Here is a 24,313-nt window from a genome sequence, read left to right on the forward strand (position 1 = left end):
CCCAGCCAAACGTTTTCCAGTCATTTTTCTGCCCCTATTTTTCTGCCATCGATTCCGTCGCCGTTAGCGGCGGAAGACTCGCAGGGTCAGCATCAGTTGATCCGAGTCCAGGTCGACGTTCAGGTTTCCTGCCGGGGCACCGCCGGCGTTCGACACAAGGTTGGTGTTGGCGTTGCCCAGGTCCAGGCGTCGGTAACCGAAATCAAGCTCGACGTTGGACAGTAATTTGCACGTCAGCCCGATCCCGAACTGGTAGGCGATGTCATCATCGTCTTTGACGCTGGAGACGACGCCGTCATTGGCTTGGAATTCGAAGTGCGACCAGCCGATGCCTCCGCCGGCATACACCTCCAGGTTCTCGCTGATCGGTTTATCGATCCACAGGTTCGACAGCCCGGCAAAGCGGTCGGTGAACGCGCCGCGGTAAAAGAACGTGTAGGGGCCGGGCGGTCCGGGAAAACTATTCAGCGTGAACTGCGAATCTTCCAGGAACATGTACTGGGACTCCAGGCGGATCTGGTAGTCGCAGTAATCGAATTCGCGTCCGTAGGAGAACGCATAGGCTTCGTTCGTTTCGTGCTCCTTGCCCGACGCGTCGAAGTTCCCGTTGGTGTTGCGACCGGATCCTTCCATGGTCAGGAAATCGCCGGCGAAGGAACCCGCGACGTAGCAGTCCTTGAAGTCAAACAACTGGGCCGAGGCGGAACTCATTCCCGCAATCGAGATCACCAGGGCGAGGAAGAGTTGCTGTCCGAGACGCATCTTCGAATCCTTTCGGTTGGGGGAAACAGCGGTCACTTATTCAAGCAGCAGGTCAAAAGCATCCCAGCTTCCCCGCTCTAAGGGGTTTCGGGCCGCGCCGCGGGCGCGGTTGGGGAAAAGATCAATGCCCCTCGCGACGCGAATGACCGGACCTGTTTGACCAATCGCTACGGTCTGCCAACATCAGCCGGCGAGGCAGCCAGCAGGGGAGCACCCCATGCTTCCGCCATCTCTCACCTGATTCCCACCGAATTGGCAGGATGTGGCGGCTGAGCGGTGAGGTAGGAAAATTTTGGAGGTAGGAAAACTAGTGAATTCGTATGATTGGTGCGTTTCATCATTTTCTTACCGCCAAAATCTTCTTACCTGATTTCCACGACGGAAAAACTGGCGGCGCATGCATCCCGGCGGTGCGGCTGATTTCCGCATGGAGGGCGGACTGCGGGTTTGCCCCCGGACGGTTTGGGTTACACTAGCTCGATTCGAATTTCATGCCCCAAGCATCGTCGTCTGAGGTCTATGTCTGGACAAGTTGAAGCAGCACGGGTTCAAGCAGCACAGACTGGCGCTGAACCGACAGGATCGGCGCAGGGGGATCTTTCGGGGGATGATGTCAACGCGATCGATCGCTTGCAGCAGGCGTATGCGGATTTGCGCGCCGAACTGTCGCGGGTGATCGTCGGTCAATCCGAAGCGATCGAGCAACTGGCGATCTGTTTCTTTGCCCGCCGCAACGCGTTGTTGGTGGGGGTGCCGGGGCTAGCCAAGACGTTGCTGGTGGCCAAGTTTGCCGAGACATTGTCGCTGAGTTTCAGTCGAATCCAGTTCACGCCGGATCTGATGCCGATGGACATCACCGGGACGGACATTTTGCAGGACACCCCCGAGGGGCGGCGTGAATTCCAATTCGTCCGCGGCCCGATCTTTGCCAACGTCGTGCTGGCCGATGAAATCAATCGCGCCCCGCCGAAGACCCAGGCGGCGCTGTTGGAGGCGATGCAGGAAGGCAACGTGACGGTGCTGGGCAAGGAATTCGCCTTGCCGTCGCCCTTCATGGTTTTGGCGACTCAGAACCCGGTGGAGCAGGAGGGGACGTACCCGTTGCCCGAGGCTCAGCTGGACCGGTTCATGTCCCTGATCGAATTGGGGTATCCCAGCGAAGCGGAGGAGATCGAGATCGCGCGGATGACGACCGGCCAGCGCCAACCGGTGCTGGAATCGCTGTTGTCGGTCGAGCAGATCTTGAGTCACCAAGACGTCGTGCGTCGCGTGCCCGTGCCCGATCACCTGTATGAATTCGCCGCCAAACTGGTTCGTCAAACCCGTCCCGACGGCGGCACCGCGCCGGACTGGTTGATCCCCCTGGTCGCCTGGGGCGCCGGGCCACGCGCCGTCCAAAGTCTGATCCTGGGGGCCAAAAGCCGAGCGGCCCTGTACGGCAGCTACATGGTTCGCCAAGAAGACATCCTGGCCGTCGCCCCGGCCGTGCTGTCGCATCGCCTGGTACTCACCTTTGCCGCGCAAGCCGAACGGATTTCGGCGCGCGAGATTGTTGCCCGGTTGGTCTAGGTTTCAAGTTTCAAGTTTCAAGTTTTTCGTACTCCCAGCTCCCAGCTCCCAGCTCCCAGCTCCCAGCTCCCAGCTCCCAGCTCCCAGCTCCCAGCTCCCAGCTCCCAGCTCCCAGCTCCCAGCTCCCAACTCCCAACTCCCAACTCCCTCCCTTTCCCACCCTCATGCCCCAGCCTGGATCTCAGCCCAACACCGCAACGGAATCGTTTTTCGATCCCGTGCTCGCGGAGCGATTGTCGGCGATCCCGTTGACGACGCGGCAGTCGATGTTGGGGACGGTTTCGGGGCGGCACCAAAGTCCGCATCGCGGGTCGAGTGTCGAATTCGCCGAGTATCGACGCTATCAACCCGGCGACGATTTGCGACGATTGGATTGGCGAGCCTATGGGCGGAGCGATCGTTATTACGTCAAGGAGTTCGAAGCCGACACCAACCTGCGACTGGTGTTGGTGGTCGACGGCAGCGGATCGATGGGGTTTGGTGACAAGTTGCACGCCGCACGCCAGATCGCATCCACGCTCGCCTACATCGCCATCGGTCAAGGCGACGCGGCCGGGATGATCTGTGCCAGTGAGTCCGACAGTCAGTTGTTGCCGCCGCGACGCATTGCCGGACAAACCTCGTTGTTGTTTGAACGCCTGAAGAGCATCGAAGCCGCCGGGATGACGACGCTGGAACAGACGCTGCACCGGCTAGCGGAGATGATTCGGCAGAGAGCGTTGATCGTCGTGATCTCCGACCTGTTGTTCGAGCCCTCGGCGCTGCGGAGTGCGATCGAGCATCTGGCGTTTTGTAAACATGACGTCGCACTGTTCCACTTGATGGATCCGTCGGAGTTGCAACCGAACTGGGATCGGCCGATTCGATTGGAGGACATGGAGGGGGAAGAATCGATGCTGGTGGATCCGGACGAAATCGCTGCCGGCTATGAGGAAGCCGTCCGGGAGTTTTTGGAGAAGGTCGAACGGATCAGCCGCGAGACGTCGGCCGACTACCATCGCGTGATGCTGGACCGGCCGATCGAGGAATCGCTGATGAGGTTCTTGGCGGGACGGGCAAGAGAATCGGCGGGATGAGTTTTCTGAGACTCGGTGCCCTGTGGGCGCTTCCGTTGGTGTTGATCCCGATCGTGATTCATCTGATTCACCGTCGCCGGCATCCGAGTGCGCCATGGGCGGCGATGATGTTTTTGCGCCGTGCCAGCCAAACGCGTCGCGGCCCGGCCAAGTTGCGGCGTTGGTTGATCCTGGCGGTACGAACACTTGTGGTCGCAGCCGTCGTCGGCGCACTGGCGCGCCCCCTTTCCAGCAGCCGTTTCGGCATCGCGGCCAGTCGAGTCGTTTCCGGGGCACCTTCGATTGTGGTTTTGGATCGCTCCCCCAGCATGCAGCGAAGGACCGCGTCCGGGTTGACGTATCAAGCGGCCGCACTGCGTCGTCTGTCCGAGACCCTGCAGACCCTTGGGACGCAGCGTGTCGTGCTGATCGACAGCGTGAGTCTGGCACCGGTCGAGTTGGCGGACGTCGATGCGTTGACGGATCCGTCGGTGACAAGCGGCGCGGCCTCCGCCGCCGATATTCCCCAGATGTTGCGCGTCGCGATGCAGACGATCCGCGACAACGATCATGCGGTCGCCGACGTTTGGGTCTGCAGCGATCGCCAGGCCAGTGATTGGCGCGCTGACGCTCCGCTGTGGACGCAAATCGCCGCAGCGGCAAAGGGGATGGGCCCTGGGGTTCGATTGCACTTGTTGGATGTCGCCAGTGATCCACGCGTCAATTCGTCCGTCACGGTGACCCGCCAGCGTCTTGTCGACCACGATCAAGGGCAGGAGTTGATGCTTTCGATCCTCGTCCAACGCGACGACGACGATGCGGTCCAGATTCCGGTGAGGGTCACGGTCGGTGGGGTGACGTCCCGCTTCGATGTGCAGGTCGATGGCGGTCGGGGCGAGTTGGCCGAAGTGCGTGTGCCGTTGCCACAGAGCGCCGGTGTCGTATTCGGTCAGGTCGCAATCCCGGCGGATGTGAATGTCGCCGACGACGATTGGTTTTTCGTTGCCAAAGCGGATCAGGACCGCCCCATCGGCTTGATCGCCCAGTCCCCGTGCCTGGCCTTGGAAGTCGCCGCCGACGTGTTGGGCACGAAGGTCGATACACCCAACGCTGAATTAAGCGGGGCAGGGCAGGGGAGTCGGCTGGCGGGCCGGGAGGATTCGTTGCGTGATGCGGCGTGCTGGTTGTGGCAGGGGCCACTACCGGTCGGCGAAGATGCAAGAGCCGCCCGGCGATTTCTGCAAAGTGGCGGAAGCATCGTTTTCTTTCCGCCGATGGATGTCGATCGCGAGCGTGAATTCCAATCGATCCGTTGGGGCCAGTGGTCTCGTGATGACGTTCAACAGGCGACGTTCGACCAATGGGAATTGCCGATCGCCGCGTCGTGTTCCATCGACGGCCAGTTGGTTCGCGTGGCGACGATCGGACAAGATCAGTTGTGGATCGGTAAGCTTCGTGTCGGTGATGGAGCCGCTTGGTTTTGTGGTGCCGACGTGATCGACGGTGACAGTTTGTTCGTCACAGACGGCTTGGTCTTGTATGGACTGGTGGCCGAAGCACTCGGCGCCAGCCGCTTGCATGTCGGCGGTGATCAAGGGTTCGTCGCTGGGATCGATGACCAGCGACTGAAGCGACAATTGGGACAGAATCAAACGCTCGACGACGCGATCGTCGAACCACTGCTGGTTGAACCACTGCTCGTTCGAGGCGACACGGCCGATGCCATTCCGCTTGGGCACGCCGCCGGGGTGTTTTCCGTGCGGGCCTCTGCCGAAAGTTCTACCGATGTGGTGGCGATCAATCGCCCGGTTGCGGAATCTGATCGAAACCCGATCACTGAATCGCAACTTCAATCGCTACTGGGCAACGTTCGTTGGAACCGTGTCACTCTGGGCGACCGACAAGATGGATCCGGTGGCGGTCTGGTGCAAGAGATCTGGGGCGCGATCTGGGTGCTGATGATCCTGGGGATGTTGTGCGAAGCCTGGTTGACGTTGCCGACGCGGACGCGGGGGCAATCGTGATGGTGCTGATTTCCGGTGCGTCGATCCTGGCGGTGGTTTGGTTTGCATGGCTCGCCTGGAAACGAAGCGGGCGACGCGTGCGGGTGGCGGTGGTCGAAGCACTGCGTGTCGGATTGGTGACCGCCGCGATCATCCTGCTGTGGCAACCCGAGACGACTTACCGTGTCGATTCCGACCGCAAGGGTGACGTCGTCGTGCTGATCGACCGCACGGGGAGCATGCAGACGGCGGACGTGCAGATCGAACGCGAGGCGGTCGCCCGGAACCAGATCGCCGACAGCATCGTCAACGATCCGGCGTGGGAACAGCTGGACCACCGGTTTGAGAAAGTGGATGTTGCGGTGGCCGAGGCCGACGACGGCGGTAGCGACTTGGGCGGCGCACTCGATCGCGCCGCCGAGCGACATCAATCCGCCGTCGCGTTTGTGCTGGTGTCCGACGGGGATTTTAATCGTGGCCCGTCACCGGCGCAGGCGGCCGCGGAACTGGCCGCACGCCGCGGCGGTCGGGCCCGCGTCCACACCGTCCCCCTCGGCAGCCCCGATCGCTTGCCCGACATTGAACTTGTTTCGGCCGACGTGCCCACCTTCGGCGTCGTCGGCAAACCGGTTCGAATTCCGCTGACGATCCGAAATTGGTACGACCAAATGCGCGACGTCAGCGTGCAGTTGCGCGAAGACGGTTCTCAGGTCGACTCGCAGCAGGTGACCATCGACCGCGGCGGCCGGTTTGACGGTGCGTTCGTGTGGCAATCCGAGCAACCGGGGACATTTGCGATCAGCGTCGAGACGCCGGTGCAGGATTCGGAAACCAATCGGGAGAACAACCAACTGACGAAGACGATCGAGATTCGCGAAGAGAAGCTGCGTGTGTTGATCGTCGAAGCGGAGCCGCGATGGGAGTATCGGTATCTGCGCAACGCCTTGTTGCGTGATCCGGGGATCGACGTTTCCTGTTTGCTGTTTCATCCGCAGTTGCCGGGTGTCGGCGGTGGCGGCGAAGACTACTTGGCGTCCTGGCCCGCGGATCCCGCCGAACTGGCTTCGTATGACGTGATCTTTCTGGGCGACGTCGGCGTCGTCGAAGGGCAATTGACGGTTCAGCAGTGTGCGCAGATGCGTGGGTTGGTCGAGCAGCAAGCGGTGGGTTTGGTTCTGATGCCCGGCATGCGGGGCCGACAAGCGTCGCTGGTATCAAGTGACCTGGGCGACCTGTTTCCCGTCCTGTTGGATGCGTCCGCGCCGCAAGGAGTCGGCAACAGCGCGCCGGGGGCGTTTGCATTGACCGGCCCAGGGCGACGCAGTTTGCTGACGACACTGGATGATGATCCGCAATCCAACTGGGCGGTATGGGAATCGTTGCCCGGGTTCTACTGGCACGCGGCGGTGACACGTGCCAAGGCGGGCAGCGAGGTGTTGGCGGTCCATGCCGAATCGAGCAATCAATACGGACGTGTGCCGTTGTTGGTCACGCGACCGGCCGGCGCCGGCAAGGTCTTGTTCATGGGCAGCGATGCCGCGTGGCGTTGGCGGATGGGAGTCGAAGACAAGTATCACTATCGGTTCTGGGGCCAAGTGATCCGTTGGATGGCATATCAACGCAACATGGCGGTTGGCCAAACGATGCGGCTGTCGTATCGACCCGACCAGCCACAGCTTGGCGAAACCGTGACGTTGCGGGCCAGCGTGATGACCAGCAACGGCGCGCCGTCGCAAGCCGACGTGGCGACCGTCGAATTGGTTTCGCCGGCCGGCGGCAGCGAATCGGTCAAGCTGGAACGACAGGATTCGCAGTGGGGTGTGTTCGTCGCGCAGACCCAGGTGGACCAGTCCGGCGTCTACACCGCCACACTCCGTCACCCCAGCGAAGCGTCCACCGTCACCGCCCGGATCGCGGTCGGGGGCAGGGCAGGGGAGCAACTGGGGCGACCGGCACGCTGGGATATAATGCGTGAAGTCGCCCGGGTCGGCCGCGGCCAAACGTTCACGTCCAACCAAATCCCAAAACTCGTCGACCGACTCAACCGTCTGCCACCGGACCCCTCGACGACTCGCCGGATCCAGTGGTGGAATCATCCCGCCGTGTTGTCCGCGATGATCGCCGGGTTGACCCTGTTTTGGATCGCCAGGAAATGGGCCGGAGCGGTTTGAGAGTTAAGTCGTCAGTCGTCAGGCGTCCGTTTTCAGTTTTCAGTTCTTCTTACTCCCAACTCCCAACTCCCAGCTCCCAACTCCCAACTCCCAACTCCCAACTCCCATGTCCCACCCCCAGCCGCATCACATCGCGATCCCCGAGCGTTTGCTCGGCAAGCTGGCTGCGTTTCGGCGAGCGCTGTTGTGGCAGGTTACTCGGGACCACGCGTTCCGATGTTTCCTGATCGCCACGCTGGTGTTCTGGGTGTTGCTGGTTGTCGATCGATTCATCGAGACACCGCCGGCGATTCGATTGATCTTGCTGGCCGTGATTGTCACTGCGTTTGGGATCGCATTGGTGAGTCTGTGGCGGGCGGTCTGGGATTGTCGATCACCGCTGGGAGTTGCGGCTGTGATTCGGCGACGGGACCCCGTGTACGGCGATCACTTGGTCGGTGCATTGGAGTTGGCGGATTGTGAATCGGAGCAGGCTCGTTCGGTGACGTTGTGCGTCGCGGCGCTCGAGCAGGTGGCCGATGAAGCCGCAGCGAAAGACTTTCATCAGGCGTTACCCGAGTCACGTGCGGGCGTGATGGTTCGCGGATTGATGGCGCTGCTTGCGCCTGCCGTCTTGGTACTTGCGTTTGCTCCCGCGTTGGTCTGGAACACGGCGTCGCGATTGGGTGCGCCATTGGCGACGATCCAGCGGTTGACGTTCGTGAGATTGCCACCGCTGCCGGAAGAAAAGATCGTGCCGCGCGACGAGCCGTCGGATTGGACGGTGGCATTGGATCCCGACAGCCGTTGGGTTCCGGGTGACGCGACGCTTTGGATCGGTGACCGGCCAGTCATGGCCCGGTTGATTCACTCCGACGATTCCGTCACGCCGCGCTATGCATTCTTGCTTCCGCGATTGTTCGAGCCGGTGTCGGCCGAGCTGAGGATCGGGGATGCCAGGGGGCAAGTCCGCTTGGTCCCCAAGCTGCGGCCTGAATTGACGGACGTCGTCGCGACGGTTCGGTTGCCGGATTATCTTTCCCACCGCAGCGACGGGGGGACGGTGCAGACCGAATATAGTGACGGTGTGATCCGAATCGTCGAGGGTGCCGCGGCGACGCTTCATTTGACCGTCTCGTCGGCCCTGGCGTCCGCGTCGGTCGACGGGGTGTCGGTGGAGGTCCAGGAAAACCGGTTCATCGCGGAATTCGGGGCCAGCGCTGAAAACATCCGGTTGGACTGGACCGATCAAGACGGGCTGACGGCGGGCGAGCCGATGGTGGTCGCGGCAGAGCGCGTTGCGGATCAGCGTCCGACGTTGATGGTCGACAACGATGGGATTCCGCCACGCGTGCTGGACAGCCAAGCGTTGCAGTTCACCGTGACCGCACGCGATGACTTTGGGATTCGTCGGGTCGGCATGCAATGGGTCAGCGACTCTGGCGACGACGATGCCGACTCGGGAGAACGGGTCTTGGGATCCGGCGACGATTCCGGTTCCTTTGCGGCTGTGTTTCAGGCGACGTCACTGGACGCCCCGCCGGGCGAAGTCCGTGTGCGATTTTGGGCCGAAGACGATTTTCCGGGGCGCGAACGTGTGTATTCCGATCCGGTCGCGATCAATGTTCTGACCGCCGACGAGCATGCCGTTTGGATCGCCGGACAATTCGCGCGTTGGCGTCAATCGGCGATGGATGTTCGCGATCGAGAACTGAATCTGTTCTCACGCAACCGCGAACTGGCTCAGGTCGCCGCCGCCGAGCGTGATGACCAGTGGCGTGCCGCGGTGGCCGAACAGGCCCGGGCCGAAGCCTTCAACGGTCGCCAATTGGAATCGCTGACCACCGAGGGGGAAACGCTATTGCGGCAAGCGGCCGGCAACGAGGAAGTCGCGGTGGACTATGTCGAAAAACTCGCCGCGACGATCAAGACACTGCAGGACTTGTCCGACCAGCGGATGCCTCGTGTCGCCGAGCTGCTGGAAAAAGCTTCCAAGCAGGACGACGAAGATTCCAAGTTCGCGGAACTGGCCGGTCAGGAAAGTTCACAGGGGACGCTGGACGAACCGACGGGTGACAAAACGGCGGAGGAGTCCTCACAGAACGGTGACGAAGAATCCACACCGCAAATCGGATTGGCGGGGACGACGATCATCGACACTTCCAAGCGGTCGGAAGAAAAGGAAACCGAGGACGCCGAGGAAGACGCGTTGCAGATCGCGATCGAAGATCAAACCGATCTGGTCGCGGAGTTTGATGCGGTCGCCGAAGAGTTGAAGGAGTTGATGGGAAACATGGAAGGCAGCACGCTGGTCAAACGCTTGAAGTCGGTCAGCCGGTTGCAAGAACGGATCGCGATGCAGTTGGGGCGCGGAATCGAATCCACCTTTGGCGGCTCTGCCGAAGCCAACGGCGATCGTTCGGAATCGGTCGTTGCCGACGCAATTGAATCTGCGTCGCGGGTCCGAACGGTGCTGGACGACTTGGAAGCGTTTTGCGAGCGACGCGAGATCAAGCACTTTCAATCGGTGTTGGATGAGATGAACGAGGCGCGGGTGTTGGAACAATTGTATGCGCTAAAAGACCGTGTCGTGCGGCGGCCTGGCGTTTCGATCAGCGTGGCCGAATTCTGGGCGGACAACTTGGACCGCTGGGCTGACGACCTGGTGGACCCGGGATCGGAGCAAGCCGAATCGGGACCGCAAAACAAAAAGTCACTCTCGCCGGCATTGGTTGTGGAAGTGTTGCGGGTCTTGCAGGCCGAAGTGACCTTGCGCGAACAGACTCGGGTCGCCGAGCAGGGACGCGAGGCGATGGCGCGGGCGGATTATGTCAGCGAAGCGATTCGATTGAGTGAATCACAGGATGTGGTGCGTGACCGATTGGATGCCGTCGTGGACACGATCGAAGCACTGCCCGACGGGGCGTTGAATTTTGGTGAAGAGATCGAGGTGTTGTCGTTGGCCAGTGCCGCGATGGCCGACGCATCGAAGACGTTGGTCACGCCGGAAACCGGTCCGGTCGCCGTGGCGGCGCAAACCGAGGCGATCGAATTGTTGCTGCGGAGCAACAAGGTCAGCCCCGAAGGCGGCGGCGGTGGCGGAGGAAGCGCCGGGGGAGGGCAGGGCGGTGAGACCGATCAGGCGGCGATCGCGCTGCTGGGCGAAGGGCTGAATCAACTCGCCGTCACGCGCCAAACGAAAACTGCGTTGTCACTCGGACGCGACCGCCGCGAAGTCCCCGAACGCTGGCGGGCAGGATTGGATCTGTATTTCGACCGCTTGGAACAACGCCGCAGTGCGGCGAACGGGGAGGCGGGACAATGAGCGGTTGGATGGTTCGGACGCGAGCAAGCAACCTGCGGGGACGACCGACCCGCGATTCATTGCGACCAGAGGACGGATGCGACACAAAGCACCATGGCTCCCTTCTCCCCCGGCTTTGCGGGGGAGAAGGGCTGGGGATGAGGGGGCCCTGTCTTCGATGCCTCGCCGACTTGTGTAGACCCCAATGCCTGGCAAACGTAGCTACCTTCGCCAGAAGGTGGATCCCCCGAGCTTTCCACGCTCTGGCGAGCGTAGCTACGTTGCGAGCCTTGCGGTGTCTGGTTTGCGCAGCGACGGTGTTGCTGGCGAATTCCGCCAACGCCCAGACACCTGCGGTGACGGCGGTGGATTCATCGTCGGCCAACATCGGCGAGACGGTTTCGCGGGACGTGCATGAGATCTATGCCAAGGGGTTGGGCTTTTTGCGTCAGACTCAAAATGAACGGGGCACGTGGCCGGCGGGGGAGGGCACCGGGCCGGGAACGACGGGGTTGGCCGTGTTGGCGTTCTTGGCGTCCGGTGAAGACCCCAACTTTGGTCCCCATCGCGACGTGATCCGCAAAGGGTTGCGGCACATCATCGCCGGCCAGTCGGCGGTGACCGGGTACATTTCGCCCAGCATGTACCACCACGGATTCGGCATGTTGGCCTTGTGCGAGGCCTATGGGGTGGTGGACGATTCGGACCTGTATGCGGCCGACGAATCGGACGCCCGGCGCAGTCTGGCCGAGGCGACCGAGTTGGCGGTTCGCGCGGCGTTGACGGCACAAAAGAACAATCGCAGGGGCGGATGGCGGTACGCACCCAATGCCAGCGACGCCGACACGTCCGTCTCCGGCGCCGTCGTGATGGGATTGTTGGCGGCTCGCAACGCGGGGATCGAGGTGCCGGATGAATCGATCGACAAAGCCATCGACTACTTCGTCAGCATGACCGCCCAGGACGGCACGGTCGGCTATGCCAGCGCCAGCGAAGGCGGCGGCGAGTCGGTCGCCCGCAGCAGCATCGTCAACCTGGTGCTCGCCATCGCCCGACGAAAGGATGTGCCGGCCTATCAATCGACACTGCGGTACATCGTCGGCAATCGCGATGCCCAACCGACCTGGCCCGAATACGCACGCTACTATCAAGCCCAGGCCTACTTTCAATCCGACGTCGCGGTCTGGAAACAGTGGAACGATCGACTGGTGCAACAACTCAAACGCGAACAAAAGCCTGACGGAAGTTTTGACGGGGACCTCGGAGTGACCAATAGCACCTCGATGTCCCTGCTGGCGATCGCATTGAACTACCGATTTCTACCGATCTATGAACGATAAACTGCAAGAGGCTGCGCCCGCCGGTTTGAGCCATCCGGCTTGGGAGCGATGGAGCTTTGCCCGGCCGCGACAACGATCCGTCGGCATCATCGCTTTACTCTCGATTTGCTGTGCCGTTCTCTGTCGCGCCGACGAACCGACGATGCGTTTTTTGATGGCGGACGGGAGCACGGTCGAAGGCACCCTGTCGGCGGCAGAGGCGGAGGGGACGGTCCAGATCAACAACCCGCGGTTCACCCAGCCGATCGTCGTGTCGACCGATCATCTGTTGGAAGCTCGTCGTCCGTCCGCCGAACCCGACGTCGCAGCCGATTCCACCGACGATGCAGGGGCAACGAGGGTTGCCTTCGAATTGAACGACCGCAGTCGGTATGTCGGAGAGGTGGTTACCTGGCAAGACGACGTGATCACACTTGAAACCGAGTCTGTCGGTCGTGTGTCGTTCGGAAGCGAACGCGTGGTCCGCATCATGGACGTCAACAAGATGCCGCGCCCGATTGCTTCGCTCGCCGATTCACGGTTTCGGTATCGCCGCGAAGCCGGTTGGGAATTTAACGACCAAGGTTTGTTCGGGGCGACCGCCCAGACGGCGACGGTTGCCGATCTGGATCTGCCCGATCGATTTCGAATTCGAATCGATGTGACGTGTCAGGGGACGCCTGATTTTGAATTGATCCTCGGTGATCGTTCGACCGGCGGGGCAGGGCAGGGTGGTGGTCGGATCGATCGACGCGGTGGATCGCTTTCACGATTGCCGACCGAAACACTGGTCACCCGCATCGAGTGGTTCGACAACAGCGTCTCGTTGGTCCGCAGCAATGCCAGTGTTTCCGATGCCGCGGTGTTTGACCTGACCGATGCGATCGATCGGTTGACGCTGGACCTGTATGCCGACCAAACATCGGGTCGCTTGCTGGCTTATCACGAGGGCGTCAAACGTGGCGAGGTGTCGCTGGTCGATGACCAACCCGTGTTGCGTCGCGAGTTGACCTTGATCAACCGTGGCGCTCCGGTCCAGGTGACTCAGTTGGAATTGTTGCAGTGGGACGGCCGCGTTCCCGAGTCGCGTTTGCTGCCAGATCGATACACGTTGCTGCATGATGGATCGATCGTCGAGCAAGTCGCCCGGCAAGGGGACGCTGATCGGATTCGTGTCGGTGACGCTTGGTATCCGATCCAGGATCTTGCTTGGGTGGAGTTCGGTGGGGAGACCGTTGCGGCGGTCGGGTGTGAATTGGTTTTGCGTGATGGTTGCCGATTGCGGGGCGAGGTCCAAGGACGCGACACCGCCGGGGCGATCGTGTTGCGTGATTCGACGGGCGTCCGTTTGGTCGTTGCACCGCCGTCGGTGGTGCGCTGTGTCGGACGCGCCGACGACGACACCGCGCCGGCCGGTGATGCGTCCGAGTTGCGGGCCGATGGGATTCGGTTGTGGGGGCGGCTGTTGGACGGATCGGGCACCGGGACGACATTCGGGTGGCGGGCGGCGTTGGCCGAAAACGATGTCCCAATCACGGCAGACGACGGTGTCACGATTCTCTTTGCATCGCCCTCTGATGTGAACGCGGATGTCGAATCGGCGTCGGAACGTGACCACGGACTATTGACGCTTGTCGGCGGAGATCAGCTGCCCGGCGAGTTGATCTCGATTCAAAGCGATGGGGTCCGATTTCGAAGTGTGGTGTGTAACGAAATCCGAGTGCCGCTGGTGGATGTCAGTCGCGTCGAAACGGGGCCGGCGGTGAAGGTGGAACCGACGGATTTGCCGTGGCTCACGAGCCTGCCCAGGCGAATGGTTGATTCGCCGCCGACGCATTTGTTGGTGTCTCCGGACGGCGATGCGCTGCGAGGCCGGTTGTTGTCGCTGGACCAACAGGACGTGCGGATCGAAGTCCGTGACCGAACCCGTCGGATCGATCGTACCGGCGTGGCGGCGGTGATTTGGTTGGGGCAAGCGGAGAACGGCGCGGAGAAGGAAACGCCGTCGTGTCGTTACGTGATCACCACCCGCGACGGGGCGCGGTTGGGGCTGCAGACGGCAACCTTTGACGGGTACGTCTTGCAGGGGGCCCATCAATCATTCGGGGACTGCCGGATCCCCGTCGATTTGTTGCAGCGTCTGAGTTTTGGACCCCGAGAAACGTCGCGGCAAGAACGGTGGGAGCTGGTGCCGGTGAAGCAGCCGAAGACGTTCCAGTGAGAGGGTGCGACGTCGTGCTTTTGCCTTTCGAGGTTGTTCGGCTCTTGGGATTTAACCCTCCCTGGCAGGGAGGGGCGAGCGAAGCGAGGGGAGGGGCGATTGGTGGTGTTTGAGTGCCTCCGAACCTCGGCAAGCCCTCCCCGCGTTGTCGCTCACTCCCCTTCGACCCTCCCAGAGGAAGGGTGAAGGCGTGAACGTCTGATAGAGAGGAAGTTAAAAGACGCACGACCTCTCACCCGGCGGGGTCTTGCAGGTTGTTTTCGTTGAAACCCTTTTGCCGCAGCAGGCAGGCGTCGCAGTGGCCGCAGGGTTTTCCGCCGGGGCCGGGATCATAGCAGGACAGGGTCATCGAATAGTCGACGTCCAGCCGGAGTCCGGTTTGAATGATTTCGGCTTTGGTCAGATCGATCAGCGGCGTGTGGATCGTCAGTTTTCGGCCGCTGGTGCCGCTTTGGGTCGCCAGGTTGGCCATCGCTTCGAACGCGGCGATGTACTCCGGTCGGCAATCGGGATAGCCGCTGTAATCGAGTGAGTTGACGCCGATGAACAGATCGACCGAGCCGATGGTTTCGGCCAAGGCCAACGCCAGGGACAGAAACACGGTGTTCCGCGCCGGGACATAGGTCACCGGAATCGCGTCGCCGATTTGTTCGACCGAGTCGGATTTGGGAACGACGATCGACTGATCGGTCAACGCCGAACCGCCGAACTGGGACAGATTGATTTCGACGATTCGGTGTGCGACGGCATCGAAGTGTTTTGCCAGGGCGACGGCGCGATCGAGTTCGTATTCGTGACGTTGGCCGTAGCGAAAGCTGAGCGCATGGATGGCATAGTTTTGCTCGCGGGCGATCGCCATGCAGGTGGCGCTGTCGAGTCCGCCGGAGAGCAGGACGACAGCGGGGGGGCGTTTTTCGGTCACTGCTTTTTCCACAGCTTGCGCCCGATCGACGGATGGTAGACCGTCCAGTGTTCGCTGTTGGTCATGTCCGATTCGATCAGGCTGGTAAAGGAAGTGATTTTGGCGTCCAGGTTGTCGATGTGATGCAACGCGATCGCTTCCAGGGTGGCCGGCAGGCGTGGGCTGCCGAATTCCAGTTGGCCGTGGTGGGAAACGATCAGGTGTTCCAGTTGCAAACGCAGCTCGTCGGGGAACGTCGCCTCGGCGTCGTCTTCGTAACGGCTGATCGCATCGCCCAGCATTTGCACGCCGATCACGACGTGCCCGACCAGTTGGCCGCGGTCGGTGTAGCTGAGTTCGCCGCTGGCGGAGATCTCTTCGATCTTGCCCAGGTCATGCAGGAAGGCGCCGAACATCAACAGTTCGGTGTCCACGCCGGGGTATCGGGGACCCAGGAACTGACAGATTTCCATCAAGTCCACGGTGTGCCGCAGCAGCCCGCCGGGGTAGGCGTGGTGGTTGGAAACCGCTGCGGTGGCCAGGCGGAGTCGGGCGACAAAGTCGTCGTCGGCCAGGAACGTGTTTCCGAGTCCGCGTAGGTGAACGTTGCGCAGGTTGCCGACCAGCTCGCGGAGGGTCGCCATGGCTTTGTCGGATGCGGCGGCATCGAACTGGTCAAAGTCGCCGGGGTCGACCTCGGTGTCGGCCAAGTCGTCGATCGCGGTCAGGATGATTTGCAACGCACCCTGGTGGACTTGGGTGCGGCCGACGCAATGCACATAGCCGCCGCGGTGGATCTCTTCGTAGTCCGAATCGTCGGCGTTCCACATCATCGCGACGATCGTACCGCTGCGGTCGGCCAACTTCAGCAGCAGGTACTTGCCGCCTTGGCGATTGACGCGGATTTGTTTGTCGGCCAAGCGAAAGGGCTGGTCGAGAGATTGGCCGTCGGACAGGTCGGTGACAAGCGTTCGAGGCACGGCAGATTCCCTTTGGCGGGGCAGAAAGTGATGAGATGATGCAAAGGATGCGTGCGATGGGCGTCGCTGGCAAGGTGTGATGGCGGTGGATCGGTGATGCCGCACTCCCCCAACGGTACGAATTCTCGCAAAGTGCTTCGTTTATGGTGGCGGAATGTTATACTAGGCCCCATGTCGACTCAGATCTCTTCTTCCGGCAGAACACGTTCCTCGGTCAACTTGGTTCGGTCGTCGCATTCGTGGACCGAAGCCGAGAGTGCGGCGGGGTTTGTGTTGCGCTACTTGTCACCGATGCGAAAACAGTTGACCGCCGTGATGGGGTCGACCGAGGAGGCGGACCAGGCGCTGCGGATTTTGCTGACCCACTTGGTTTCGGCCGGATTCGGCGAACACCGCAAGGGGCGATTGAGAGACTTTCTGGCGCGGGCGGTCAAATCCTGTGCCAAGGCCCGGCTGACCGAACGCGGGGAGACGTCGGCGGACCAGCAAAACGACTCGGGGGTGACCCTGGATCCCAAGGGATGGCTGGTGATGTGGCGAGATTGCTTGCTCGAACGGGCGTGGCGGGCGTTGGAACGGATGCAGCACCAAGACCCCAGCCGACCGTTGTACAGCGTGCTGTGGACCAGCACGATCCATCCCAAAGCCAGCTTGGATGAAATCGCCGCCGAGGTCGAAAAGGCCTGCGCGGTGAAATTGGACCAGGTCAAACTGCAGCAGTTGAAATTAGAAGCCAAAGCCGCGTTCGCCCAATTGCTGGCCGACGAAGTGGTCGAAACGCTGGAAAATCCCGACAAAGCTGCCGTCAAAAAGGAGATCCAGTCACTCGGCATCGGCAGCGCCTTCAGCGGATTGACGGTCTGATTGACTTTCGGACGCATTTCGTTGATCCGCAACTTGTGATTGAACTGGGGCCTCGATCTGTCATAATGGTGGGGTGTTCAACATTGTCGCACCCGGCACCATTGGACGCACCGGTCGGCCCGGCCGGTCCCACCTTCCCCCCCACCAGCCGTTTTATCAGGCAACGACCACTGTTTCGCCGCTGTATCCTCAAGCCGTCGGAAATTGAACGCCCGCTTGTATCGCGAGCTGCGATCAGGACGCGGCTGTTCTGACGATTGCCCAGGCGTTCGGTGCCGTTCTCGTTTTGGAGAAACTCACGCGATGTCCATTTTCTTGCGTTGCCCGTACCGCTTTGTTCTCGCCGCGTGCACGGTGGCAATCTTGGTCAGCGGGGCGTCACTGAAGGCCCAGGAGCGAACCGCCGTGGATGACGAGGGGCGGATCGTCGATTTCCAACGCGACGTCGTTCCCATTCTGCGGGTGCGTTGTTTGGAGTGTCACAACGAGCAGGAAGCCAAGGGCGACTTTCGTGTCGACGACGCCGAGACGTTTTTGTCGTACGTCGAACCCGAGGACGCCGAGTACAGCACGGTGTTGGCCGACTACATGCTGTCGGATGATCCCGACATGCTGATGCCGCCTCCGTCCAAAGGCGGCCCGCTGTCACCGCAAGAGTTGGCGGTGGTTCGGGTTTGGATCGATGAAGGCGCTCACTGGCCCGAGGACGCGGTGGTCGACCCTGTGTCAGAGCAGGGGGCCGAGGAAGCGGCGGCCGAACCGGTGGTCGTGGCGCCCAAGTCACTGCTGGATCGCGTCTGGGCGTTCCAAGGGTTCTTGCATCCGGCCACCGTCCATTTCCCGATCGCGCTGTTGTTGTTCGGGGCAATGTTCGTCGTGTTGGGTTGGAAATGGCCCAGCTTGGGCCAGCAGGTCCCGTTGGCGTGTCTGTTGTTGGGGGCGTTGATGGCGATCGCATCGACCGCGATGGGATGGTCGTTCGCGATGGAGAAAGGCTACGGTTCGTGGACCAAGGTCGACATGGACAGCGAAGTGTTCTGGCATCGTTGGAGCGGCGTGATCGTGACGGTCACCTCGGTGGTGTTGGCGCTGATCGCGCTGCGAGCTTTGGCCACGAAGAACATCAAGTTGGAACGGACCTGGAAAGTCGGTTTACTGGTCGTCGCGGGCATGGTCGGGGCGGTCGGACACCAGGGCGGCGAGATGACCTATGGCAAGGATTTTTATCCCAAGGCATTTCGGATTCTGTTGGGCACCGAAGGCCAACCGACCGACGTCGAATTCGCGGAGGAACCCGCGGCGCTGGCCGATGATGAAGTCGTCGCCGGCACCGTCGCGCAGGCGTCGTCGAACTGACGCCTCCACGTCGGTCCGCATCGTTCCCGCTCGGCAATTCAACCACGCGGGCAATTCAACCACGCGGGCGATGCCTTGCCAAAGCTGCTCTCGCCGGTCAAGCGGACAGGCGTGCGCAAATTGCTCTTTACAGTCTTGCGGCGATTCGGTTTAAGGGGGGGATTCAGATTGCCACGCAATGAGTTCCCGTCGTGACAAGTTGGCCGAGCGGCCAAACCGCACCTCATTTCGGGGATCTCGTTCGTGTCGACGCTCGTGCCGAGGCGTCGGCATGGTTTATTTTCCATCGGCAGGAGAATAGTTCCATGGAAAAGGGAATGGATCGCGAAGACATCCGCAACAGTGTCGATACACAAAACCAAGTCGACCAAATCTTTGAAGCGCTCGACAAACCGGCGACTGAGCGGAACGGAAGCAAAACCTTCCCACAGGATTTCTCCGCATCGGGCACCGGAAAAGGGAATACCGGAAACGCAGCGAGCATCGAAAACTAAAGCACGCCGCGAACCCGGGTAAACGGTAGTGGACGACGCGAGGAGTCCTTACCGCCGGCAATCCGAAAGGACTCGTCGCCTCGTCCACTACCCGGACATCCAAGCTGCGGACGGACCACCAAGGTTCGATTTTGATTGAGCGATCTCGCGTCGCACGTTGTCGCGCGAGAACGCAGTGTTGTTGCAGAGAAGGGCAGGGAAGCGAGCGAACCGACCATGGCTGTTCAAACCGAATCCGAAGCCGTCAGCGGGCTGCTATGGAACGATGAGTCCGTGCTGCGGTGGAAGCACGAGAAGACGGTGGGCGTGCTGATGGCGCTGAGAAAGTTGTTCGAAAGCGCTGCCGAGCGAACCGATCGTGAGGTGGAGTTTTTGCACTTGCTGGATTGGTGCGAACAGGCGGCAAAGAATCCCTTTGAGGAAGTCTTTTGTCATCCGCGAGCCTATCACTGGGCGCGGGTCGCGTTCGATTTGGTGGCAGCGGTTCATCGGGGAGCGACGATTTCCAACGGAACCGCGGAGTATCTGCAAGGGCTTCGGATCGCCGATTCCGACGTCGGCTTGGCGTACCACTTGAACCAATTCAACTTGTTTGTCGCGGCGCTGGCGTTGCACCGCGAAGAGGCGGTTTCGTTCAGCCCGACACCGCTCCACACCCCCGATGTCTTGCCAGGAACGGACTATTCGATTTCGAATCCGGCACGCCAGGTCCAATTGTGCGGTGTGCACGCCGACGGCGCGTTGGGCTTGCTCGTCGATGGTGACCACGTGAAGTGTCCGATGGGGGAGCGGTCCCTATCGACGACCGGGGAAACGACGCTTCATGTTGCCCCCCGGGTCGTCTGCGGAGACGGTGCCATCACGTTGCAGCCTCATGCGTTCAACGTGCCCGGTCTTAAAGATATTCGTTCGGTTGCCTCGGCGTCGGTCGAAGACCAATCTAACGTTGTACCGGTTTTAGAGCACACTCTCGAATTGATCCGTGCCTTTGACCCTGAAACGTATCGCCAAATCGGGAGCTACATGCGTGTGATCGCATTCAAACCATCCGGCGCCGGCGGCGTCTTTAACACCAGTTGCTCACGTCTTCCCGGTGCATCGATCTTTACGGCAGCGGGAAACGCGATGATGCTGGCGGACGATTTGATTCACGAGTTTTATCATAATCGTTTGTTCGCACTGGAGGAAAAGTTTGCGTTCCTCAGCGACGATTCCGATCAGGCTCGCCCGACGACGTTCTACTCCCCCTGGCGTGAGGATCCGAGACCGATCTATGGGCTGTTCCACGCCGCGTTCGTGTTTCAGCGAGTGCATGGGTTTTGGATTGCCGCCCTTGAATCGGGCCAGTTGACCGGGATCGATCAGGCGTATGCGAAATCACGTGTCGCAAAACTAGGGTTTCAGTTGCAAACCACACTTGCGCAATTGCTTTGCTGGGGAAACTTCACCACCAAGGGGCGCGTCATCTGCGAAGCGGTCGGCGAGTCATTGCGGCGCGGTCTGGTCGTTGCAAAGTCCCTTGGCATTGATGACGACACGCCGATGGTTCATTTTGATCCACAAGCGGGATTTGGGTTCAGCCTCAACGACACCGGTCAAGCGATACGTGCCAAAGACGAATTGACCAGCCACATCTGCCAATACGACGTCAACCGACGCACGGAGCAAGTCGTCAAAGATCACTTCGAGCAAGTCGTTGATTTCGCTTCGGCGATGGCGATCTTGATTTGACCTCTGGCCTCAGGCGACCCGCTTTCGTTTCCCGCGGCGCAGCTTCCGATAGATGGCTCGTGCCGGGATCTCGGCGGCGCGCCATAGCGGAATGATTCGATCCGCTGGCATGGCAGAATGGCCGTGGCAATCATCGATCGCGCGCATCGCGTCGATGAATTGGGCATCAAACCGCTGGTGCACCCGATCCCGTGCCGTTCCGCCGCCGCCGTAGTCGACCGGAAGCATCGGGTTGGTGTTGATTTCCCACACCTGAAGTTTCCCCTCTCGCACGCCGTAGTCGATTCTGCCGAAATCGATTCGGGCCATCCGAAAAATCGCACACAATTCATCGTGATGGGGATTTTGGCACAGGTAGTCCCATTCTTCGGCCAGGTAAGGTTCATCCAAACATTCCCAAGACTTCACACACCAGTCTTTGGCAAAGAACAGGTGCCGCGGAATGATGCGATCTCCGATCTTGAAGGCAGCGTATTTGCGGAAAACACCGTCTCGGTCGGAGACGTCCAGGAACTCGACGACGAGTTTGTCGCGTCGTCCGCCGGTCGCATTTTCGAATTGAGTTCCCCAGCGGTCCAGTTGGGATTGGTCGTGCAGCAGCGGCGACAGCGGTCCCTTGTGGTCGTCTTCGCCACGAATAAAGACCGGAAAGCGTGCCGGACGTGGACGATCGGCTAAGCGATGCACGTCAAAATCGTTGACGGATCGATTCACGAGAGTTTTGAGCAGGTCAAACCGCAGCCGCGTGTCGGCGGGTGAATTGAGGACGCGAAAGCGATCGTCACCAAGCATCCGCTGTCGGATGATCGAGGCCCGCTTGCGGGACGTGGCATCCAGCCGTTCCAGGTCGGAAAAAACATAGGTGCCCGGGGCATATCGCTTTTGCAGGAAAAGTTTTCCGTAGCATCGTGGACGCACCGAATCAGCCAGTGCCGCACCACACGATGCCAAGCACTTGCGGATCGTGTAGTTGTGCCGTTTGGTCGTCAGAAAGTAGATCATCGTGCGGGTAAAAAAGTCGGGAAACCGGGTGCCGTCGGATCGCTATCGATGTGGGATAGCCGATCACAGCGATGGCCGTCAACGGAGGTCGTGACGCTGTGATTCGGCTGTCGTTGCGTCCGACGGTGCGCTGATCGTCGCTCCCGCACGCGTTTTCGACTCGGGTGATTTCTGATGATCCTCCGATCGCGTATTCTGTGGTGGGAGACGTTCAGGTCAGCAATCATGCATCGATGGACACGGGGAAACGAGTGGCGAAAACCGCAAAGAAAAAGAAGCAGGGATCGAAGCTCTCGGCACGTCAGGCTCGGATGGATCGTCCGCTGCCGGAGGATCGGTTTCTCAACCGCGAACTGAGTTGGCTGGCGTTCAACCAACGCGTCCTGGCCCAGGCGGCCGACGGCACGTTGCCGATTCTCGAACGCGCCAAGTTTCTGGCCATCACCAGTTCCAACTTGGACGAATTCATGATGGTCCGCGTCGGGGGACTGAAAATCCTGCACCAACGCAATCCCACCCAACGGGATCCCGCCGGGATGGTGGCATTGGAACAATTGCAGGCGGTCGCCAAAAAGGGGCACGAGATCGTGTCGCGGCAGTACCAGTTGCTGCGGGACGAAGTGCAGCCGAAATTGGAGGCGGCGGGGATCGCGCAAGTCGATTTGACGCAAGCCAGTGAGTCCGAGCACGTCGCCGCGACCGCCCGCTTCTGGCGCGACGTCTTTCCCGTGCTGTCGCCCCAAGCGGTTTCGGCGGACAGCTTTCCGCTGTTGCAAGGTCTGGGCCTGCACCTGTTCGTCCGCCTGAAACTGGATCCGGAGACGCGATTGGGGAAGGCCAGTGGCGGTTCCGATTCGGACGACGATTCGCCGGCGGAGCAAACGTCGGAGTATGCACTGATTCCGATGGGCCGATCGCTGCCACGCGTGTTGCCGATCTCCGGCGACAAACGCCACGGGTATGTGTTGCTGGAACGCTTGACGGCACATTTCGTCAATGAATTCTTCCCCGGCCGCGAGGTCGTCGAGTGTGTCCCGTTCCGGCTGACACGCAACGCCGACATCGAATTCCGTGAAGACGCCGCCAGCGACCTGTTGGGCGGGATGGAGGAAATCCTGGAGAACCGCCGCTACGCCAGGCCCGTTCGACTGGAGTACGGTGCGTCGGCCAGCGAGGAGGCGGTGGAGTTTTTGCAGAAAGTCCATCAACTGCACGCCGAAGACTTGTATCCCATCGACGGACCGATCGATCTGAGTTTCCTGTTCGCGCTGCACGGCGAGGAGGGGTTCGATCAACACCGCGACGAGGTTTGGCCGGCCAAGCCGCACCCGCGGATCGATCCCGAAGAGCCGATGTTTGCGACGATCGCCGCGGGCGACCTGTTGTTGGTGCATCCCTACGATCGGTTCGATTCCGTCGTCCGGCTGATCGAGGAGGCCGCTGCCGATCCGGACGTGCTGGCGATCAAACAGGTGTTGTACCGGACCAGCAAGAACAGTCCCGTCGTTGCGGCATTGGAACGCGCCGCCGAACGTGGCAAGTACGTCACGGCGATCGTGGAGTTGAAGGCTCGGTTCGATGAGGCGCGGAACATCGAGTGGGCCAAGGAAATGGAACGCGCCGGGGTTCAAGTCATCTACGGAATCCACGGACTGAAAACACACGCCAAGGTGTGCATCATCGTACGACGCGAACCGCAAGGCATCGTCCGCTACATGCACTTCGGCACCGGCAATTACAACGAAGCCACGGCCAAACTGTACAGCGACATCTCGCTGTTGACCTGTGACGAAGTGTTGGGCCGCGACGCGACGAACTTCTTCAATGCGATCACCGGCGCCAGCCAGCCCCGGGCGCTGGAAGAGCTCGCCGCAGCACCGACGACGATGCGACGCCGGTTTTTGGATCTGATCGAAGAGGAAACGCAGCGCAGTCTGCAAGGCGGACGCGGGCAGATCACCGCCAAGCTGAATGCCTTGGTCGACCCCGAGGTGATCGACGCGCTTTATCGCGCCAGTCGGGCAGGGGTAAAGATCCGGTTGAACGTGCGTGGCCAGTGTTGCTTGCGGCCCGGTGTGAAAGGGCTGAGCGATTCGATCGAAGTGATTTCGATTATCGATCGATTCTTGGAACACGCACGGATCTTTTGCTTCCATCAGGACGGCGACGAAAAATTGTTGATCGGCAGCGCGGACTGGATGACCCGCAACCTGGATCGGCGCGTCGAGCTACTGGTGCCCGTGGCCGACCGCAAGTGCTGTGATCGGTTGAAGGAAGTGTTGGAAACCTATTTTCAGGACAACACCAATTGCTGGCAGATGATGCCCGACGGCGAGTACCGTCAAAAGGACCGCGGCGACGAACCGCCGCTGCGTTCCCAGCGGGTGCTATACGACCGTGTCGTCAACACCTGGAAAAAGGCCGAATCGAGTCGCCGCGCGACGTTCCGCCCGATCAGCGCGGGCAGCTGAGATGAATAGGCTTGGGTGACTCGTACCCGGGCTCCGCCTGGGGGTGGGTTGGCGAAAATCAATGGAACTTGGAACCTTGGGGAGGTTCGGGGCGTTCAGCGATTCTGCTGGATCCCTCGATTGCAAAATGC

Annotated in this window: 16 protein-coding genes; 12 read left to right on the forward strand and 4 right to left on the reverse strand. The window is 60.9% G+C overall.

All coding sequences use genetic code 11. From position 1 onward, the window contains the following. Positions 1 to 63: 63 nt before the first annotated feature. Positions 64 to 762 (reverse strand): outer membrane protein, encoded by a 699-nt coding sequence (locus tag H1B37_RS09170; RefSeq protein ID WP_182866341.1) that lies wholly within the window; start codon positions 760 to 762, stop codon positions 64 to 66. A 519-nt stretch (positions 763 to 1,281) separates the two neighbouring features. Between H1B37_RS09170 and H1B37_RS09175 the strand changes: the two genes are divergently transcribed. The 7 genes from H1B37_RS09175 (at position 1,282) to H1B37_RS09205 (ending at position 14,383) form a co-directional block, all read left to right on the forward strand. Further along, a complete protein-coding gene (locus tag H1B37_RS09175; RefSeq protein ID WP_182866342.1) occupies positions 1,282 to 2,331 on the forward strand; it encodes an AAA family ATPase in 1,050 nt (349 codons plus the stop codon). 164 nt (positions 2,332 to 2,495) lie between these two features. Beyond that, positions 2,496 to 3,407, forward strand: a complete 912-nt coding sequence (locus H1B37_RS09180) for a DUF58 domain-containing protein (protein WP_182866343.1) — start codon at positions 2,496 to 2,498, stop codon at positions 3,405 to 3,407. After that, positions 3,404 to 5,410: a BatA domain-containing protein gene (locus H1B37_RS09185; RefSeq protein WP_182866344.1), complete on the forward strand. Its 2,007-nt coding sequence runs from the start codon at positions 3,404 to 3,406 to the stop codon at positions 5,408 to 5,410. The genes H1B37_RS09180 and H1B37_RS09185 overlap by 4 nt, the downstream gene beginning before the upstream one ends. Beyond that, positions 5,362 to 7,560 (forward strand): hypothetical protein, encoded by a 2,199-nt coding sequence (locus H1B37_RS09190; RefSeq protein ID WP_182866345.1) that lies wholly within the window; start codon positions 5,362 to 5,364, stop codon positions 7,558 to 7,560. Before H1B37_RS09185 ends, H1B37_RS09190 begins: the two co-directional genes overlap by 49 nt. A gap of 106 nt (positions 7,561 to 7,666) precedes the next feature. Further along, positions 7,667 to 10,864 carry a hypothetical protein gene (locus H1B37_RS09195; RefSeq protein WP_182866346.1) on the forward strand — a complete coding sequence of 1,066 codons (3,198 nt, stop codon included), beginning with the start codon at positions 7,667 to 7,669 and terminating at the stop codon, positions 10,862 to 10,864. Between the two features lie 260 nt (positions 10,865 to 11,124). Next, the gene (locus tag H1B37_RS09200; RefSeq protein ID WP_286177555.1) at positions 11,125 to 12,183 is read left to right on the forward strand and encodes a prenyltransferase/squalene oxidase repeat-containing protein; all 1,059 of its coding nucleotides are present in this window, start codon (positions 11,125 to 11,127) and stop codon (positions 12,181 to 12,183) included. Beyond that, entirely contained in the window at positions 12,173 to 14,383 is a 2,211-nt protein-coding gene (locus tag H1B37_RS09205) for a hypothetical protein (RefSeq protein ID WP_182866347.1), read from the forward strand. Before H1B37_RS09200 ends, H1B37_RS09205 begins: the two co-directional genes overlap by 11 nt. A 232-nt stretch (positions 14,384 to 14,615) precedes the next feature. Here H1B37_RS09205 and queC read toward each other — a convergent pair whose 3' ends face one another. Both queC and H1B37_RS09215 read right to left on the reverse strand, forming a co-directional pair. Then, positions 14,616 to 15,305 (reverse strand): 7-cyano-7-deazaguanine synthase QueC, encoded by a 690-nt coding sequence (queC, locus tag H1B37_RS09210; RefSeq protein ID WP_353620809.1) that lies wholly within the window; start codon positions 15,303 to 15,305, stop codon positions 14,616 to 14,618. Further along, positions 15,302 to 16,264, reverse strand: coding sequence for a 3'-5' exoribonuclease YhaM family protein (locus H1B37_RS09215; RefSeq protein WP_182866349.1), 963 nt, complete (start codon positions 16,262 to 16,264; stop codon positions 15,302 to 15,304). Before H1B37_RS09215 ends, queC begins: the two co-directional genes overlap by 4 nt. Before the next feature lie 171 nt (positions 16,265 to 16,435). On the opposite strand from H1B37_RS09215, the gene H1B37_RS09220 reads away from it, so the two are divergent. The 4 genes from H1B37_RS09220 (at position 16,436) to H1B37_RS09235 (ending at position 20,709) form a co-directional block, all read left to right on the forward strand. After that, positions 16,436 to 17,128: a hypothetical protein gene (locus H1B37_RS09220; RefSeq protein WP_182866350.1), complete on the forward strand. Its 693-nt coding sequence runs from the start codon at positions 16,436 to 16,438 to the stop codon at positions 17,126 to 17,128. 303 nt (positions 17,129 to 17,431) lie between these two features. Further along, positions 17,432 to 18,484 (forward strand): c-type cytochrome domain-containing protein, encoded by a 1,053-nt coding sequence (locus H1B37_RS09225; protein WP_182866351.1) that lies wholly within the window; start codon positions 17,432 to 17,434, stop codon positions 18,482 to 18,484. 317 nt (positions 18,485 to 18,801) lie between these two features. After that, the gene (locus H1B37_RS09230) at positions 18,802 to 18,978 is read left to right on the forward strand and encodes a hypothetical protein (protein WP_182866352.1); all 177 of its coding nucleotides are present in this window, start codon (positions 18,802 to 18,804) and stop codon (positions 18,976 to 18,978) included. Positions 18,979 to 19,194: 216 nt separating this feature from the next. Continuing rightward, the gene (locus H1B37_RS09235; RefSeq protein WP_182866353.1) at positions 19,195 to 20,709 is read left to right on the forward strand and encodes an aKG-HExxH-type peptide beta-hydroxylase; all 1,515 of its coding nucleotides are present in this window, start codon (positions 19,195 to 19,197) and stop codon (positions 20,707 to 20,709) included. A gap of 9 nt (positions 20,710 to 20,718) precedes the next feature. Here H1B37_RS09235 and H1B37_RS09240 read toward each other — a convergent pair whose 3' ends face one another. Further along, positions 20,719 to 21,711, reverse strand: coding sequence for a hypothetical protein (locus H1B37_RS09240; protein ID WP_182866354.1), 993 nt, complete (start codon positions 21,709 to 21,711; stop codon positions 20,719 to 20,721). Positions 21,712 to 21,962: 251 nt separating this feature from the next. Between H1B37_RS09240 and ppk1 the strand changes: the two genes are divergently transcribed. After that, positions 21,963 to 24,182 carry a polyphosphate kinase 1 gene (ppk1, locus tag H1B37_RS09245; protein ID WP_353620810.1) on the forward strand — a complete coding sequence of 740 codons (2,220 nt, stop codon included), beginning with the start codon at positions 21,963 to 21,965 and terminating at the stop codon, positions 24,180 to 24,182. Positions 24,183 to 24,313: the final 131 nt, after the last annotated feature.

This window comes from Stieleria mannarensis (assembly GCF_014154935.1).
In the GTDB taxonomy this organism is placed as follows: domain Bacteria; phylum Planctomycetota; class Planctomycetia; order Pirellulales; family Pirellulaceae; genus Stieleria; species Stieleria mannarensis.

What these genes read in the sequence shown, in the direction of transcription:
- H1B37_RS09170 (WP_182866341.1), bottom strand. Translation starts at nt 762, where the DNA reads ATGCGTCTCGGACAGCAACTCTTCCTCGCCCTGGTGATCTCGATTGCG.
- H1B37_RS09175 (WP_182866342.1), top strand. Translation starts at nt 1,282, where the DNA reads ATGTCTGGACAAGTTGAAGCAGCACGGGTTCAAGCAGCACAGACTGGC.
- H1B37_RS09180 (WP_182866343.1), top strand. Translation starts at nt 2,496, where the DNA reads ATGCCCCAGCCTGGATCTCAGCCCAACACCGCAACGGAATCGTTTTTC.
- H1B37_RS09185 (WP_182866344.1), top strand. Translation starts at nt 3,404, where the DNA reads ATGAGTTTTCTGAGACTCGGTGCCCTGTGGGCGCTTCCGTTGGTGTTG.
- H1B37_RS09195 (WP_182866346.1), top strand. Translation starts at nt 7,667, where the DNA reads ATGTCCCACCCCCAGCCGCATCACATCGCGATCCCCGAGCGTTTGCTC.
- H1B37_RS09205 (WP_182866347.1), top strand. Translation starts at nt 12,173, where the DNA reads ATGAACGATAAACTGCAAGAGGCTGCGCCCGCCGGTTTGAGCCATCCG.
- H1B37_RS09220 (WP_182866350.1), top strand. Translation starts at nt 16,436, where the DNA reads ATGTCGACTCAGATCTCTTCTTCCGGCAGAACACGTTCCTCGGTCAAC.
- H1B37_RS09225 (WP_182866351.1), top strand. Translation starts at nt 17,432, where the DNA reads ATGTCCATTTTCTTGCGTTGCCCGTACCGCTTTGTTCTCGCCGCGTGC.
- H1B37_RS09230 (WP_182866352.1), top strand. Translation starts at nt 18,802, where the DNA reads ATGGATCGCGAAGACATCCGCAACAGTGTCGATACACAAAACCAAGTC.
- H1B37_RS09235 (WP_182866353.1), top strand. Translation starts at nt 19,195, where the DNA reads ATGGCTGTTCAAACCGAATCCGAAGCCGTCAGCGGGCTGCTATGGAAC.
- H1B37_RS09240 (WP_182866354.1), bottom strand. Translation starts at nt 21,711, where the DNA reads ATGATCTACTTTCTGACGACCAAACGGCACAACTACACGATCCGCAAG.